This window comes from Sphingobacteriaceae bacterium GW460-11-11-14-LB5 (assembly GCA_002151545.1).
Classification (GTDB): domain Bacteria; phylum Bacteroidota; class Bacteroidia; order Sphingobacteriales; family Sphingobacteriaceae; genus Pedobacter.
The window spans coordinates 5,537,820-5,554,955 of the sequence record CP021237.1 but is presented as its reverse complement, the minus strand read 5'-3'; the positions used below and the strand labels follow the sequence as shown (position 1 = coordinate 5,554,955).

16 protein-coding genes are annotated in these 17,136 nt (G+C 38.7%); 9 read left to right on the top strand and 7 right to left on the bottom strand.

The genetic code is table 11. The features are described from left to right. Nucleotides 1-108: 108 nt before the first annotated feature. Together CA265_22685 and CA265_22680 are read right to left on the bottom strand one after the other, a co-directional pair. Nucleotides 109-546, bottom strand: a complete 438-nt coding sequence (locus CA265_22685; protein ID ARS42312.1) for a single-stranded DNA-binding protein — start codon at nt 544-546, stop codon at nt 109-111. Between the two features lie 52 nt (nt 547-598). After that, complete coding sequence (locus CA265_22680; GenBank protein ARS42311.1) at nt 599-1,663, bottom strand: A/G-specific adenine glycosylase; 1,065 nt, start codon at nt 1,661-1,663, stop codon at nt 599-601. Between the two features lie 170 nt (nt 1,664-1,833). Between CA265_22680 and CA265_22675 the strand changes: the two genes are divergently transcribed. From CA265_22675 to CA265_22655, 5 genes are all read left to right on the top strand, one after another. Then, nucleotides 1,834-2,136, top strand: coding sequence for an integration host factor subunit beta (locus tag CA265_22675; protein ARS42310.1), 303 nt, complete (start codon nt 1,834-1,836; stop codon nt 2,134-2,136). Nucleotides 2,137-2,147: 11 nt separating this feature from the next. Then, on the top strand, nt 2,148-3,026 hold the full coding sequence (locus CA265_22670) for a hypothetical protein (GenBank protein ARS42309.1): 879 nt from the start codon (nt 2,148-2,150) through the stop codon (nt 3,024-3,026). Between the two features lie 281 nt (nt 3,027-3,307). After that, nucleotides 3,308-4,858 carry a ribonuclease E/G gene (locus tag CA265_22665; GenBank protein ARS42308.1) on the top strand — a complete coding sequence of 517 codons (1,551 nt, stop codon included), beginning with the start codon at nt 3,308-3,310 and terminating at the stop codon, nt 4,856-4,858. Between the two features lie 414 nt (nt 4,859-5,272). Continuing rightward, a complete protein-coding gene (locus CA265_22660) occupies nt 5,273-6,649 on the top strand; it encodes a DNA repair protein RadA (protein ID ARS42307.1) in 1,377 nt (458 codons plus the stop codon). A 323-nt stretch (nt 6,650-6,972) separates the two neighbouring features. After that, entirely contained in the window at nt 6,973-7,437 is a 465-nt protein-coding gene (locus tag CA265_22655) for a hypothetical protein (GenBank protein ARS42306.1), read from the top strand. 134 nt (nt 7,438-7,571) lie between these two features. Here the strand turns inward: CA265_22655 and CA265_22650 are convergent, their stop codons facing one another. Next, a complete protein-coding gene (locus tag CA265_22650; GenBank protein ID ARS42305.1) occupies nt 7,572-8,636 on the bottom strand; it encodes a branched chain amino acid aminotransferase in 1,065 nt (354 codons plus the stop codon). 146 nt (nt 8,637-8,782) lie between these two features. Beyond that, nucleotides 8,783-9,748, bottom strand: coding sequence for a tryptophan 2,3-dioxygenase (locus CA265_22645; protein ID ARS42304.1), 966 nt, complete (start codon nt 9,746-9,748; stop codon nt 8,783-8,785). Nucleotides 9,749-9,894: 146 nt separating this feature from the next. Between CA265_22645 and CA265_22640 the strand changes: the two genes are divergently transcribed. After that, nucleotides 9,895-11,184 carry a chloride channel protein gene (locus CA265_22640; protein ID ARS42303.1) on the top strand — a complete coding sequence of 430 codons (1,290 nt, stop codon included), beginning with the start codon at nt 9,895-9,897 and terminating at the stop codon, nt 11,182-11,184. A gap of 237 nt (nt 11,185-11,421) precedes the next feature. Here CA265_22640 and CA265_22635 read toward each other — a convergent pair whose 3' ends face one another. Both CA265_22635 and CA265_22630 read right to left on the bottom strand, forming a co-directional pair. Then, nucleotides 11,422-12,723 carry a phosphoserine phosphatase gene (locus CA265_22635; GenBank protein ID ARS42302.1) on the bottom strand — a complete coding sequence of 434 codons (1,302 nt, stop codon included), beginning with the start codon at nt 12,721-12,723 and terminating at the stop codon, nt 11,422-11,424. Continuing rightward, nucleotides 12,723-13,685 (bottom strand): nucleoside-diphosphate sugar epimerase, encoded by a 963-nt coding sequence (locus CA265_22630; GenBank protein ID ARS42301.1) that lies wholly within the window; start codon nt 13,683-13,685, stop codon nt 12,723-12,725. The genes CA265_22635 and CA265_22630 overlap by 1 nt, the downstream gene beginning before the upstream one ends. Nucleotides 13,686-13,756: 71 nt before the next feature. On the opposite strand from CA265_22630, the gene CA265_22625 reads away from it, so the two are divergent. From CA265_22625 to CA265_22615, 3 genes are all read left to right on the top strand, one after another. Next, nucleotides 13,757-14,938 (top strand): arginase, encoded by a 1,182-nt coding sequence (locus CA265_22625; protein ARS42300.1) that lies wholly within the window; start codon nt 13,757-13,759, stop codon nt 14,936-14,938. A 79-nt stretch (nt 14,939-15,017) separates the two neighbouring features. Next, complete coding sequence (locus CA265_22620) at nt 15,018-15,293, top strand: hypothetical protein (GenBank protein ARS42299.1); 276 nt, start codon at nt 15,018-15,020, stop codon at nt 15,291-15,293. A gap of 119 nt (nt 15,294-15,412) precedes the next feature. Next, nucleotides 15,413-16,558, top strand: coding sequence for a hypothetical protein (locus CA265_22615; protein ID ARS42298.1), 1,146 nt, complete (start codon nt 15,413-15,415; stop codon nt 16,556-16,558). 68 nt (nt 16,559-16,626) lie between these two features. Here the strand turns inward: CA265_22615 and CA265_22610 are convergent, their stop codons facing one another. Next, nucleotides 16,627-17,133, bottom strand: coding sequence for a hypothetical protein (locus CA265_22610; GenBank protein ID ARS42297.1), 507 nt, complete (start codon nt 17,131-17,133; stop codon nt 16,627-16,629). Between the last annotated feature and the right edge of the window lie 3 nt (nt 17,134-17,136).

Genomic DNA, 17,136 nt, shown 5'->3' with positions numbered 1-17,136 from the left:
TGCTGGCAGGAGTTTTTTTTGCCTCATGATTTTAGCTTCATGAAATAAAAGGGCATAAAAAAAGCTACCCCTCATCAGGTAGCTTATTTTATGTATTTAAACGCCTAATTAAAACGGAAGGTCTCCATTTTCATCTGATGGACCAATGGTAAATTCATCTTCAATTTTTGCTTCAGAGCTTTGATGCGTTGGTGTAGTCGGGCTTTGCTCAAAATCACTTTTTCTGCCTAACATCGTAAAGTTTTCGGCCACAATTTCTGTTACATATTTTTTAACCTTTTCTTTATCTTCAAAGGATCTTGTTCTTAGCTTACCCTCTATATAAACCAGTTTGCCTTTCTGCAGGTATTTCGAAGCTACTTCGGCCAGGCCACGCCATAACACAATATTGTGCCACTCCGTTTGCTCTACTCTCTTACCGTCTTTGTTGTATGTTTCCGATGTAGCTAATGGAAAACTGGCTACTGTTACGCCACCGTCTAAATGTCGCACTTCAGGGTCTTTGCCTAAGTGGCCTACTAAAATAACTTTGTTAATCCCAGACATAAATATTTTTGGTTAGTTGTTTCGTTTTCTAAATGCGCACCGAATAAGATGGTTAGTTACTCCATATGTTCTTATAAAAATATTCCTGAACAAAATCATGGATTACTTTTGGTTGCGGTAACTCATCTAATTTACTTAAAGAAACCCAATTAAGTTCCTTTTGTTTACTAAAGTTAAATATATAATTTTTTAATGCAAAAAATTGCACATGGATTATTTGGTGAGTTAATATGTGTTTTTTGGCGCTTATAAAAGTAAAACTGGCCTCATCTCCGAATGCAGATTTTACCTGACCGACGAATAATGGATCGCTCCATTCGTAGGCTTCCTTTGTTTCCATACCAGGAAAATCATATAAATGCTGCCATATGTCTCCTGCCTGCCGTTCCCTGATTAATACTTTTTCACCTTCAAAACAAACAAAATAATTGATATAGCGATGTTTTTGTTCGGCTTTACGGATTTTAACCGGAAGCACATTTACCTGACCCTGGTTAAATGCATAACAGTTCTGGTTAAGCGGACAAATACCACAATTGGGCGATTTTGGCTTGCACTGCATGGCCCCAAATTCCATAATCGCCTGATTATATAAGGCCGGGTCTTCTTTGTACAGCAAATCATTTGCAAGCGCATAAAACTCTTTTTTGCCGGCCGGGCTATTAATTGGGGTAGCTAAACCATAGAACCTGGAGAGTACCCGAAAGACGTTTCCATCAACCACAGCCCGTGCTTCACCCGACGAAAATGAGGAGATGGCAGCAGCGGTATATTCACCAATTCCTTTCAATTTTATAAGCTCATCATGCAGATTTGGGAAGATTCCATGGTAATCTTTCACCACAATTTGAGCAGTGGCATGCATATTCCTCCCCCTTGAGTAATAACCCAGACCTTGCCAAAGCTTTAAAACTTTAGCTTCGGTAGCACTGGCAAAATCGGCTACTGTGGGGAAATTTTCTAAAAACCTGTTAAAGTATGGAAGCCCCTGTTCTACCCGTGTTTGTTGTAAAATAACCTCTGATAACCAGATGGTATAGGCATCCCGGGTATGCCTCCAGGGCAAATCTCTCTTGTTTATTAGGTACCAATTGATGAGTTCATTTTGAAAAGTCATTGGTGCAAATTACGGTCTATTTATCCGATTAAAAAAAAACTTGCAATTGCCTGATAAGTCTGGCAATAAAAAAATCATCTTTTATTTCCCTATCTCATTAAAAAGCAATACTTTTGCAACCCCAAAACAGTAGTAATATTAAAACATAATAATATAATAAATAATAAAATATGACTAAGGCAGATATTATTTCAGAAATATCAACAAAAACCGGAATTGAGAAGGTTGATGTACAGGAAACAGTTGAGGCATTTTTCAAGGTTATCAAAACCAGCATGATTGGCGGTGAAAATGTATACGTTAGAGGCTTCGGAAGCTTTGTTGTTAAAAAGAGAGCGCAAAAAACTGCGAGAAATATCTCAAAAAACACTGCAATAATTATCCCTGAACACTTCGTTCCTAGCTTTAAACCAGCAAAAGTATTTGTTGATAAAGTGAAAAGTAATTCAAAAAAAATTAACGTAGAAGCCTAAGTCTTTAATATATGAATAGCAACATCAGATCTAAACAAACCATTGTTATTGGAGCGATTGTATTGCTTGTTGCATTCTTATTTACAAGAGACATTAAGGGTTTGGTTAAACCAACGGAAGAAAATGGAAAAATGCCTTCAAGTGGCCAAATGGCCGGAGCAGCTTCTCCATCAACAACATCGGTACTAAACCTCGAAACTTCGTCTACTGCTGCAAAAAATGTGATCAATAAAAATTTGGCTACAGACATTACAGCTTTAGAAAATAGCTACAAAGGCGCAAATGGCGCAGAAAAGATTGAACTTGCTAAACAACTGGCCCAGAAATGGGATGATGTTGAACAAATTACTCCATCTGCACTGTATTTAGAAGTTGTAGCCCAAGGCGAACCGTCATCAAAATCGTGGTTAGCTGCAGGTAATCAGTTTATAAAAGCTTTTGAAAGCACACAAGATAGCATAGCGCAGCCTGTTTTATTGCAGAAAGCCAATGCATCTTACAAAAATGCACTAGAGAAAGACTCTACAAACATTGAAGCTAAAACAGGCTTAGGTGTAACCATAGTAAACGGCTTAGGCGCACCAATGCAAGGTATTGCCATGTTGTTAGAAGTTGTGGCTAAAGAACCTAAAAATGTAAAGGCAAATATGAATTTAGGATTGTTCTCGATAAAATCAGGTCAGTTTGACAAAGCAATTCCTCGTTTTAACACCGTAATTGCCACTGCTCCAACCCCTGAAGCCTATTTTTATTTAGGAACAGCTTTAGAAAATTTAGGCAGAAATAAAGAAGCAGTAAATGCTTACCTATCAAGCAAAAAATTAGCGGCTAACCCAACCTTATCTTCATTCATTGATAAGAAGGTGGCTGAACTAAAGAATAAAAATTAATTAACAGATTAATAAAAACATTTAAAACTTAAAACTATGCCAAGCGGTAAAAAAAGAAAGAGACATAAAATGGCTACCCACAAACGTAAAAAACGTTTAAGAAAAAACAGACATAAGAAAAAATAGTTTCTTATTTTGATAAAGCCAGTTAAACCTCATAGTAAACACTATGAGGTTTAAACAATTTATATGATTTTTTTTATTGTATATCTTTTTGGCTACATCACTGTTTTTATTTACTATCCATTTGTTAATAGGCGAAAGCCTTAAATCTGTAGCTGTTGGTAAAAGAATTAATTATCAATTCGACTCCTGCCGGAGTTACCATAGCGTTGATTGAAGACAAACAACTTGTTGAGCTTCACAAAGAACAAATCAATAATAACTACGCTGTAGGCGATATTTATTTAGGCCGCATTAAAAAAATTATGCCCGGCCTGAATGCTGCTTTCGTGGATGTTGGTTATGAAAAAGATGCTTTTTTGCATTACTTTGATTTGGGCCCTCAGGTGCAATCTTTAATTAAGCTAACGAAGATCAAGCGTAATGGCTCGGTTACAGGCACATTATTAGATAATTTAAAGCTAGAAGCCGATATTAATAAGGCAGGCAAAATTTCTGATGTGCTCAGTAAAAACATGCTCCTCCCTGTACAAATTGCCAAAGAGCCAATTTCTACAAAAGGTCCGCGTTTAAGTTCCGACATTTCGATTGCCGGCAGGTATGTGGTACTGGTGCCATTCTCCAATACCATATCTGTATCAAAAAAAATTAAAAGTAATACCGAACGTAATCGTTTAAAAAAGATTATTGAAAGTATTAAACCTCAAAATTTTGGGGTTATTATCAGAACCGTTTCTGAAGGCAGAGGGGTTGCCGAAATGCAAAAAGATCTTTTAGATTTAATTGCTAAATGGGAAAACTTCATTAAAAAAATGCCATCTACCGAACCTTCAAAAAGAGTTTGGGGAGAAATGGACAGATCATCAACGTTAATCCGTGATATTCTGAACCCTGATTTTACAAACGTTTACGTAAGTACACCAGAGCTGTACGATGATATTCGTTCTTATGTTCACGATATTTCTCCTGAAATGGAAAAGATCGTTAAACTGTACAAACAGAAAGAACCTATCTTCGATCATTTCGGTGTAGAAAAGCAGATTAAAAATGCTTTTGGAAAAACAGTAAACTTACCAGGTGGTGCTTACCTTGTAGTAGAGCACACTGAAGCACTCCACGTCATAGACGTGAATAGTGGAAACCGTACTGCCAGTAAAGAAAACCAGGAGGAAAATGCTTTACAGGTAAACAAAGAGGCGGCTAAAGAAATTGCCCGTCAATTGCGCCTGCGCGATATGGGCGGTATTGTGGTAATCGATTTTATCGATATGCACAAACCAACAAACCGTAAAATGCTATTCGATTATTTGCGTGAGCTGATGTTATTGGATAGAGCCAAACACACTATTTTGCCTCCAAGCAAATTTGGTTTGGTACAAATTACCAGACAACGTGTTCGTCCGGAAATGAATATTGTTACGGTAGAAAAATGTCCGGCCTGCGATGGGACCGGAGAAATTAAAGCGAGTATCGTTTTAATGGATGATATTGAGAACAACCTTAATTATATTTTAAGAGAGCAGAATGAAAAAGGTGTAACACTTTGCGTACACCCATACATCGAAGCTTATATTACAAAAGGCATTTTCAACCTTCAACGCCGCTGGTTCTTTAAATATGGCCAATGGATTAAAGTTAAGGCACAATCATCATATTACTTAACTGAGTTTCACTTCATCTCCGCAAAAGATGAAGAGATTAAATTATAACTCAAAACACATTACAGAAAGCCTGGATTTTTAAAATCCGGGCTTTTTTGTTTTAGAAAAAAGGAGATTAACCTAAGTAATTTAAACCTGACAGCAGCGGGCATCCCGATTTTCCATCGGGATAAAGCGAATGGCAGGGCTTCCGGAACCGATAAACAGAGAAACCTGCTTTCCAAAAAAACAACAATTGTATTCTCTAAAAATCATCTATTGATTAGAAAAGCAAATACAGAAGCCATTGGGTTATAGCAGCCCCGCCATTTGTTATAACCCCGATAAAGAATCGGGGGCTGCCACGTCTGTCGGGTTTAGAACCGAATGGTTCATCTAAGTAACTCAAACCCCACAGCTTTCACAAATTTGCGGGGTTTATCAAGGAGAAAGGTTAAATTCGTAATCTAAAATTTTAATCAATTGGCAAAATCAAAAAGTGCATTTTTCTGTCAGAGCTGTGGCTACGAATCGGCAAAATGGTTGGGTAAATGTCCATCATGTAACCAATGGAACACCTTTGTAGAAGAAATAGTAGAAAAAAGCTCAGCTGCTGTTCCCACCTGGAAAAGCGATACATCTAGTCGTAAATTAAGCAAACCAAGTAAAGTTGATGAAATACAATCATCAACAGAACGTAGAATATTAACTGGAGATAAAGAATTAGACCGCGTATTGGGTGGTGGATTGGTAGAAGGATCGCTGGTATTAATTGGTGGCGAACCGGGTATCGGAAAATCAACCTTGATGCTTCAGCTTGCGTTAAACCTAAAAGGAAAGAAACTCCTCTATATTTCTGGCGAAGAAAGCGAGCAGCAGATTAAAATGCGGGCAGAAAGGATCCAGGAAAGCCCATCATCCAACTGTTACATTTTAACCGAAACCTCTACACAAAATATATTTAAACAGATCGAAATTCTGGAGCCCGAAATTTTAGTGGTAGATTCTATCCAGACTTTACATTCAGCTCATATCGATTCAACCCCGGGCAGCGTATCGCAGGTAAGGGAATGTACCGCCGAACTTTTGCGTTTTGCAAAAGAAACCGGTGTACCGGTATTCCTTATCGGCCACATCACTAAAGATGGCGCCATTGCAGGGCCTAAAATCCTCGAACACATGGTCGACACCGTTTTGCAGTTTGAGGGCGACAGGCACCACGTTTACCGCATTTTAAGATCGATTAAAAACCGTTTTGGTGCGGCAGCAGAATTGGGGATCTACGAAATGCAAGGCAGTGGCTTAAGGGAAGTTTCCAATCCATCAGAAATTTTGTTATCACAGCGCGACGAAGAGCTGAGCGGAATTGCCATAGCTGCAACCTTAGAAGGCGCCAGACCCATGTTGATTGAGACACAGGCCCTGGTAAGTTCGGCAGCATATGGAACTCCTCAGCGTTCGGCAACAGGCTTTGATACCAAAAGGATGAATATGCTCCTGGCTGTTCTAGAAAAACGCTGTGGTTTCAGGTTAAGTACGCAAGATGTTTTCTTAAATATCGCCGGCGGAATCAGAGTAGAAGACCCTGCAATTGACCTGGCCATATTGATTGCCATCATCTCATCGCACCAAGATATCGCGGTGTCTTCAAAAAATTGTTTTGCTGCAGAAGTAGGTCTGTCAGGAGAAATCAGGGCAGTAAACAGAATCGAACAACGCATTGCCGAAGCTGACAAATTGGGTTTCGAAACCATTTATATCTCTAAATACAACCTGAAAGGAATTGCTACAGAAAAATACAACCTTGAGATTAAAGCAGTAAGTAAAATAGAAGAAGTGTTCAGTCTTGTTTTTGGATAGATAAAGTTGGGGAAACCGCTCAACAACATTCCTCACAAAGCAGAGAATATTCCACATTTCTACAACATCATCGAGCATTAATAAACCTGGCAAAAAACAACAACTATCTGAATACAAGAATATTAAATCCAATGAAAACAAAAATTAAAATTTTGGATTCTGGTTTGCCTATAAAAATTGAGATGTAAATCATAGAAAGTGATCTACACGATTATAGGGATGATTTTCCTCGTTAATGGATGTTAACGAGGATTTTTTGTTTCCATTATTTAGAAAAAATTTAAATAACTTTGATTAGATTATAACCGGATAATAATAAAATCATGAAAAAAATCATTTTAAGCTTGAGCTTTTGCCTGTTTACGGCATTGTCATTTGCTCAAACCGCATATACTGGTCAAAAATTTGGCGAAGAAGTTAAACCAGGTGATGTAAAACCAGCTGCAAAAATGGAAGCTGCTATGGGGGATAAAAAAACCGCCGATATGAAAATCGAAGGCAAAGTAGTGGATGTGTGTAAGAAAAAAGGCTGCTGGATGACGTTAGAAATGCCTAACGGCGATCCAATGCGGGTAACTTTTAAAGATTATGCATTCTTTATGCCAATGGATATAGTTGGCAAAAAAGTAGTTTTGGATGGCATAGCGAAGAAACAAAGCATCTCGGTAGAAACTTTACGCCATTATGCAGAAGACGCTAAAAAATCTCCTGAAGAAGTCGCTAAAATTACCGATCCTAAAAAGGAACTCGCATTCGAAGCTAAAGGCGTGGTGATTTTAGATAAATAACAAACTTAGTGGTCGCCAGCTTGAATTTATTTCCGGGTCTTAAAGATGCTGAAATAAATTCAGCATGACGATAAAAAAAAATAAACCCCGATACAGCTATTGCATCGGGGTTTATTTTTTATGGCTGATGATCTTTATATCACCCAGTTCCAACCAAATTCGTCAGGTGCTAAACCATAACGGATATCGTTCAGTTTTTTAGCAATGCCGTTAGAAATATGTCTGGTTGATGGATCGGTCAATTTATAGATCTGACCATTATAGCCCATTTCGCCTACATGCGTTACGGTAGCTGCAGTTCCTGCGGCAAAAGCCTCGGTTAAGCTTCCGTTTTCGATTCCTTCGATCACTTCTTTAACGGAAACCCTACGTTCTTCAACTTCTACTCCTGCATCTTTAGCCAGTTTGATAATGGTATCACGTGTTACACCATCCAAAACGGTACTGCGTACTGATGGCGTAACCAATTTACCATTAATTACAAAAAGTAAGTTCGCTGTTCCAGCTTCTTCAATAAACTCATGTGTTACAGAGTCTGTCCAGATCAATTGATCATAACCTTCTTTTTTAGCTTGCTCGAAAGGATATAACGAACGCGCGTAATTACCTGCAGTTTTGGCAAAGCCTACTCCACCCTCATCTGCACGTGTAAATTCAGTTTCGATTTTAACCTTTAATGCACTGCTGTAATATGGACCAGTTGGGGTGGTTAATAAAGCAAACTTATAGGTATCAGATGCTTTAACACCTAAATAAGGATCCATTGCAAACATTACCGGACGGATATATAATGCATAATCTTCCTGATTAGGCACCCATTTCTCATCAACGTTGATCAATGCCGCCAAACCTTGCATAAAAATTTCTTCAGGTATGCCTGGCATCGACATTCTTGCCGCCGACTTGTTAAAACGTTCGAAATTTTTATCTGCACGGAACACACTAATCTTTCCATCTGGCTGACGATAAGCTTTTAATCCCTCGAAAATTGCCTGTCCATAATGAAGTGCAGAAATTGCCGGACTCATCGGAATCGGGCCATAAGGAAGAATCTGTAAATTTTTCCATTCGCCATCTTCGTAGTCGGCAGTAAACATGTGATCGGTAAAAACCTTACCGAACGGTAATTGCGAAAAATCAGTAACAGTCAAACGTGTTTGGTCTGCTTTTGTGATTTTTATATCTAATGTCTCGGTCATACTTTTATTTTTTTGAATGAGTAATTGATTGAAATGATGGCGTGTTTTGCGCCTCAATTCTCTAATTCAGTAATTCACTCATTCTGTCATTAATTATTTCGCGCAAATTAAGAAAAAACAGGCTTTTTTAATAGCTTTTTACAATATTAATCTTTGTTTTTGAGTGTTTTAAGTACACTAAGCACCCAGCCTTTACCCCACTCTTCCATTTGCTCACCGGTCCATAAGAACGGATAAAAAATTCTTTTTTGAAAACGCGGAGGCAGGTACTTTTGCCAGTTGGTTCCGCCTGTTGCAGCAATATCAACGGGATCTTTTTCCAAATAACGTACGGCCGATTTATAGTGCGATAATGGCCACTCAACATTTACGTACAAATCAAGCTTACGTAATTCTTCTGCAAGTGCAGTAACATCGGCACCATTTGCTTGCAACTGATGGTATAAAGCGGAGAAATTGGTTAAAGTACGATCTTTGGCCAGCTGTAAAAACTGTGCCGCATACTTTTTAATAAATTGCTTTAAAGTTAAAGTTTGCTTACCTGAAGCCAGTTCGGTTGCACCAAATTTCCAGTAAATATTTTCGAATTGTTCTTCTATGCTTGCCGTACTTAGTTCTTCACGTTTGGTTTTATCTACTAATCGGATAAAATCCGTAGCGCAGATCTCGATCATTCGGTACTGACCCGACTGGAACCCACTGGCAGGCAATAACGACATGCGGAATTTCAGGAACTGTTCTTTTTCCATACCATCAACCATCACCTCGAAAGAAGTAGTTAAAGCATTGAAATAAGCATTAATCCGTTTTACACGTGCAGTAAAAAATTCGACAGTTAAATTTTCATGCTCCGCAATCTGCCTGCATTCGTGCAGCGCAAGCTTAAAATAAAGCTCGGTGATTTGGTGGTACATGATAAAAATCTCTTCATCAGGGATGGGTGTTTTAGGATTCTGCAAGCTCAGCAAAGTATCCAAATGAATGTAGTCCCAATAGGTTAAGAAATCGGCATATAAAAGTCCATCAAGGTATGATGCCATATCTTGCCCCATTGCGGTGTACTTTTCCTGTAGTTGGTGTAGTTTGTCTTTTATTTCGGGTGTGAAATCCATTGTTTAAAGTTAGCTGCACAAAGGTGATAAAGATTTTGCAACAAATAACTAAATTTTATACATTTGAAACGATGGCGATGGAGTACCGCCAAAACCGCCCAAACAGGCTGATGACTCCTACGATTTTTATTTAAAATTGAATTCAAATGCCTGTTAAAAAACTAACAGAAGGATTTCTTCTGTCTATCAAACATTTTATTAAACGCGACTTCGGATTACTCTTCATTAGCACTTTAAAGTGGCTGTTTATCTCTGCAATCCTGGGTGGGATTATTGGTTCAGCTTCTGCTTTATTTTTAGAAACTTTAAACTGGGCAACCCATTACCGAGAGCAGCACCTCTGGATAATCGCCTTTTTACCAATCGCAGGGCTACTCATCGGCCTGGCTTACCATTACTGGGGTGCAAGCGTTGTAAAAGGCAACAACCTCTTGATTGAAGAATTGCAATCACCCAAAAATGTGATTCCGCTAATCATGGCACCACTCATTTTTGCAGGCACAATTATTACCCACTTATTTGGTGGATCGGCAGGAAGAGAAGGCACAGCGGTGCAAATTGGCGGAGCCTTTGCAGATCAGTTTACCAAACTGTTTAAACTTAAAGCCAGAGATAGAAAAGTGATCCTCATCTGTGGGATCAGCGCTGGTTTTGCTTCTGTTTTCGGCACACCATTGGCAGGAGCTGTATTCGGATTGGAGGTTTTTGTTATTGGAAGTTTAACCTACGGCGCTATTCTCCCTTCATTTATCACGGCAATTATTGCCGATTATATTTGTAAGGCATGGGGGGTTGGTCATACGCATTATTCCATATCCCTGGTACCGGAGATGAATTCGGTTAATTTATTATTATCCTTAGGGGCCGGAATATTATTCGGACTAGTGGCCAGGTCTTTCTCGGCCTTAAATCACGGTTTATCAAACCTTTTCAGCAAAATTAAATACCCGCCATTAAGGCCGTTTATAGGTGGAATAGTTTTAATCGGCATTATTTACCTGATCGGAAATACCCGATACATTGGTTTAGGCATTCCGGTTATTTCAGCATCCTTTGTACAACAAGAAGCGTATTATACATTTGCGATCAAGTTATTTTTAACTGCATTTACCCTTAGTGCAGGGTTTAAGGGTGGCGAGGTAACCCCACTTTTCTTTATGGGCGCCACACTGGGTAGCTTTTTGAGTTTCTTCATCCCCTTACCCTTGGGGTTATTGGCAGGAATGGGCTTTGTGGCGGTTTTTGCAGGGGCTGCGAACACACCTTTGGCCTGTATTTTTATGGGTGTAGAGTTATTTGGTACAGCATCGGGAATCTATATCGCCTTAGCCTGTGTTACTGCTTATCTGTTTTCAGGCCATACGGGAATTTACCGGTCACAAAGCATCGGTGCACCTAAACATTTGCTATTGAAGAGGCATCAGTTTTTGAGGTAGAGCGCGTGAGGCGTACAGAGAAAAGTGTTATTGTCATTCTGAACGCAGTGAAGAATCTACAACAAATGAAGCACTAAAAGGCAGCACTCTAAAAAAGATTCTTCGTTGCACTCAGAATGACAGATTTTAACAGGAAGGTCGTCATCTCGACCGAAGCACAGTCCCGAATTTTCGAGAGAGATCTTTTAAAATAGATTTCTCGACTGCGCTGCACTCCGCTCGAAATGACGATACTGATTAATACAGCACCCTAAACTTTATTGTATGCTCGATCTTTTTGAGCGATTTAAACAATTGTTTATCGTACTCAGCATTGATATCGGTAATGGCGTAGCCAATCTCAGGATTGGTCATTAAAAACTGGCTCACAATATTGATATCGTGTTTGGCAAAAACAGTGTTGATTTTCGCCATAATACCCGGAACGTTTTTGTGAATGTGAATTAAACGGTGCGATTTCTCAATTTTCGGCAATTGCAGATTTGGGAAATTACTACTTAAATAAGTTGCTCCGGTATTCATAAAATCGGCAACCCGTTTCGGGATAAAATCGATATTACGTGGATTATTTTTAGGGTCATCAAAAACAACAATGCCCTGTTTGGTACATAAATCAAGGTCTATTTTATTTTTTGCATTACCTAAATAACCAATGGTTTTTAGCTTAGCTGCATTTTTTAACTGTTCCTTATTAATCTTTTCACCATCAGCCAAAAGGATAATGCCCACATCTTTTACGTACTTATCTTCAAAAGAGGTTTTATGCCTAATCGATAAACCATCATTTTTAAGAATTGCAATCGTTAAGGGATCAACGTCACCAATAACCAGACAAAGGATTCTGTTTTTAGGATAAGAAATGGCACGCGGCAGATCGTTTACGTATAAAAATTCGTCGAAACTTGGGGTTACGTGATCGGCTTTTGAAACAATGCTTTCACGGGCAATATTCTCAGTAAATGCAAAAAACTTATTGATGATCCCGCTTTCACGCAGTTGAAAATCAGAATAGCCATCTCCAATGCCGAATAACTCGCCTTCGAGTTTTAAATGCTGAAGTAATTTTACTTTACCACCTTCTTCACTTAAAGGATTGGCATGATCGTAATCTATAATTTTACCATCACCAGTGGTTACAAAAGTATTGGCATAAATATTTTCCTTTTTAATGTGGTACTGGCTTACTACTGGGGTGATAAATTCTTTAAATCCGCCAGAAACAATTAACACCTCATCGGCATGTTTTTTAAAAAACTCGGCATTACGCGAAAAAGAAGTAGATACCTTCTTTTTTAAATGTTTGATGAGTTGTTTTAAATGATCTTCATTTGCCTCAAGAAGTTTAACACGTTGCGCTAAACTTTCGGAGAAGGAAAGTTTCCCTTCCATGGCAAAATTGGTATAATCTTCAATTTTTTGAAAAATCGCCTCTTTATCGGGGTGGTTCTTTAGCGAAATTCGGGCAAGTTCATCAAGTGCTTCTACCTGTGTAAAGGTACTATCAAAATCGATGATGTAATAGGCTTTCTGTTTGGGCATTATCTTAAATGTTGGGTAATTTCTTTTATGCTTTCGGCAACCGGCTTAAAGGTAATGCCTGTTTCCGTTTTTACTTTATGGTTATTGTAATAACTTAAGGTTACACTGCTCTTTGCCGCATCTTTAGTGATGGAAGGCTGATTGCCCGTAAATATGGATGCAAATTTTAGTGCCCTCCAGGCTATTCCGAGCATCCATGGCTTTGCTTCTTTTGTTGGTGCTTTAACGCCAAAACCCTGTGCAATTTCGCTGAACAGCGCTTTATAATGATAATCGTCGGCAGAAATGATATACCGCTCTCCCGAAACTTCGGCATCCATTAACAGGATCATTGCTTTGGCCACATCCTCCACATCAACAAAACCCGATGCCCCATCGGTATAAAACGGAAAACCACCTTTTACCAGTTTAAAAATAGCGCCACTCCCTTCAAAGCCGGCATTTTTACCTATAATGACCGATGGATTAACAATAATGGCATCTAAACCCTCAGTAATGCCCCGCCAAACCTCCATCTCGCCTTCGTATTTAGACAAACCATAGGCATGTGCTTTGGCATCGTATTCCCAAAAGTCCTTTTCGGTAATTTTATTGCCTTTTTTAGCATTACCCAGTGCCGCTACCGAGCTGACGTGCAACAAGCGGCAATTATTTTCTGCACAAAGATTTACAATGTTCGAAGTTCCTTCTATGTTGACATGAAAAAGTTGCTTTTTATCTTTCGGGTTAAAAGATACAAATGCAGCGCAGTGGTAAACTCTGGTCATCCCAATAAAGGCATCTTCCAGTGCAGATGGCTCATTAATATCAGCCTCAAACCATTCAATAAGTGGGTTATTCTGGATTAGCGACGGAATTTTAGATTTCTCCCGCCTCAAGGCCCGAACAGCTAAACCCTTATCGGTTAACTGCTTAATTAATTCAGATCCTAAAAATCCAGTTCCTCCGGTTACCAGTATCATTTTATTTTTTTCGAGCTATATGTGGAAATACGCATTCAAAAATAGATATTTGAGCCGAGAGTTTTAAATATATGTCATTAACGGATTTCTTTTCCCCAATAAACCCCGATAGTTTTACACCCACGCAAGGATTTTTTACAAGTCAGCTGGGGTTAAAAGCGCAGATTTACACCAAATCGTTTCCCGATTTTGAGGAGCATACCTACGATTTGGCAATTTTTGGGGTACTTGATGGAAGAGGTGCTGTGAATAATGAAGGTGCTGCCCTGGCGCCCGATTATTTTAGAGAGAAATTTTACAAACTCAATGAAGGTGCTTTTAACAGCAGGATTGTCGATTTAGGCAACATTAAACATGGCGCAACCATTGCCGATACCTACATCGCCATCAAGATGGTGGTTTCGGAGCTGATTAAAAAAGACATTATTCCGATTATTATTGGTGGCGGACAAGACTTAACTTATGGCCAATACCTGGGTTACGAAGATTTAGAGCAAAAAGTAGATCTGGTTATTATTGATAACCAATTTGATATTGGCGATGATGACCATGAGGGAATTGCTACGCGATCGGATTGTTACCTGAACAAGATTTTCTTACACCAACCCAATTACCTTTTCAATTTTAGCAATGTTGGGTATCAAACTTATTTTGTAAATCAGGAAAGTTTGAGCGTAATGGATAAATTATATTTCGACGTACACCGTTTGGGCGAATTTGCCCAGGACATTACCTTAACGGAGCCGATAATCCGCAATGCAAACATGATTAGCTTCGATATAGGTGCTATCCGCTCTGCCGATGCTGCTGCTAATGCGAACACCACGCCAAATGGTTTTGATGGCGAAGAAGCCTGTCGCATTGCCCGTTATGCAGGCATGAATGATAAATTAACCTCAATTGGCTTTTACGAGTTTAATCCTGCCTACGACAATAACGGACAAACAGCCTTCTTACTTGCTCAAATGGTATGGTACTTTGTGGATGGGTATTACGCCCGCAAAAAGGATTTCCCGCTTACCCCTAAATCGCAGTTTATGATCTATCGAACCAGTTTAAAAGATGGTTCGGGGGAAATGATGTTTGTAAAAAGCAAAAAATCAGACCGCTGGTGGATGCAGGTTCCTTACCCATCTGGTCAATCTAAAAATGAACGCTACCATCTGGTACCTTGCAGATATGATGATTACCAGACTGCCGTTAATGGCGAAATGCCCGATTTGTGGTGGAGAACCTACCAAAAATTAAATTAAAAACTATGTAATTTCAAAGTTGAAGCTATGTAATTTCAAAGTTAAAGCTATGTAATTTAAAAGTTGATGTTGTATATCAATGTCTTTTGTTGTATTTTTAATTAAAAAATCGGCTTATTACTTTTGGCAAGATAGCAACACCAATGAGGTGGATTTACTCCTGCCAACAGATAACGGCTTTTCCGCATTTGAAATCAAAGCGACACAAACCATCACTTCTGATTTATTTAAAAACCTAGATAAATTTGAGTTAAATGCAAGTCTGCAAAAAGTGGAAAAAACATTAATTTATGGAGGCTTGGATAACCAAAAGCGTAGCAGGCATAAAATATTAAGTTGGAAATCCATGACGTAAGATGGTATAGTAATGATGAATATTATGTTCAGATAAATAATCTATCATAATTTTACACAGCGATTTACGTTTTAGCGGTACAGATTTTTATATTTGGCAAAAGATTAACTAACCCCTACATGAAAAAAATATTATTATCTGCAATGGCACTATTGCCTCTTGCAGCTTTAGCCCAAAAGCCATTTACCGTTACCGGCGACATAAAAGGATTGAAAACCGGAGATAAGGTTTATTTAATCTATCAAGGTGACGGAAAAAATACTACCGATTCTGCAACAGTAACAAATGGTGCTTTTGCATTTAAAGGAACATTGTTGAGCCCGGCACAAGGAAGTCTTTTCTTAAACAAAAATCCTTATGTTAACCGTCCGGCACAAGGCGAAAAATTAGATGCTTTATCGCTTTATGTAGAGCCTGGTAACATTAAACTGGCCGCAGCAGATTCATTAAAAAATGCAACAATTACAGGTTCTCCCGTTAATGCTGATGCAGCGAAGTTAAACGCATTAACCAAGCCGATAAATGATCAGCTTATGGCTATCGATGCAGAATACAGAGGTTATACAGCAGAGCAAAAACAAAATAAAGAGTTAGTAGGTGCACTGAGAGCTAAATTTGAAAAAGCATCAGAAGGAATGACCCCACTGTTATTGCAATTTGCAAACAACAATCCAAAATCATTTATCAGCTTAACTTCAATTAGTCAGCTGGCTTCAGATCCTGATCAGGCTGCTGTAGCAGAAAAAGCTTTTGCAGGACTTTCGCCTGAGCTTAAGGCAAGTTCAACAGGTAAAAACATTGCACAGATATTCGAAGCTGGAAGAAAAACAGCTGTAGGTGCAATGGCCATGGATTTTACACAAAATGATGTAAACGATAAACCGGTAAAATTATCTGATTTTAAAGGAAAATATGTACTGATCGATTTTTGGGCTTCATGGTGTGGTCCATGCCGTCAGGAGAATCCTAATGTGGTTCTTGCTTATGAAAAATTTAAAGATAAAGGCTTTACTGTTTTAGGCGTTTCTTTAGACCGTCCGGGTAAAAAAGACGCCTGGTTAAAAGCAATCGCTGACGACAAATTAACATGGACACATGTTTCTGACTTAAAATTTTGGGAGAATGAAGTAGCCCAAATGTATGGTATCCGTTCAATTCCAGCCAATTTCTTAATTGATCCGACAGGTAAAATTATTGCTAAAGGATTAAGAGAACAGGCTTTACAAGATAAACTTCAGGAATTACTAGGCAGTAAATCGAAATAAGAAATACGCATTAAAAGAGAAAGTCCCAATCAAAAATTGGGACTTTCTTTGTTTTATACGGAAACGCATCAGGCAGATTTTAAGAAATCCAATACGTTTATGAAATAGTTTTCAAGCCCTTCGTAAGGGTCTTCTCCTGGAATCCACGAGGCGAATTTCCAGTATTCCCAATCTGCATTTTCGATTACCGGCGGGATTAAAAGAAAATACTGTTCCTCATCTCTTCCTCCAACAATAATGCTTCTGGCTAATTTAACGGCCACATCAAGCAATTCAATATTTTCAGTCCAGATTTCGATCAGCTGTGGATCAACATCCTTTAGAAATGCTACATCGTTTATTCTTGAAAACGACGGATCAACGTGTTCATTTGGGGTAGTAAACCCGTTGGTGATCAATAGAAAATCTTTATAATCATCTGGCAAGGTTAGCCCCAATCTTGCTTCAGCTTCTTCTATCTCGGCTAAGGTAGCAGGTTGATTACCTAGCCATTTTGCCTCGGATTGCTCAGGTGTAAAGCTAAACTCTCCTTGTTTTATGGCCGTTTCGGAAATCTTCTTCAGTATTTTTTTCAACTT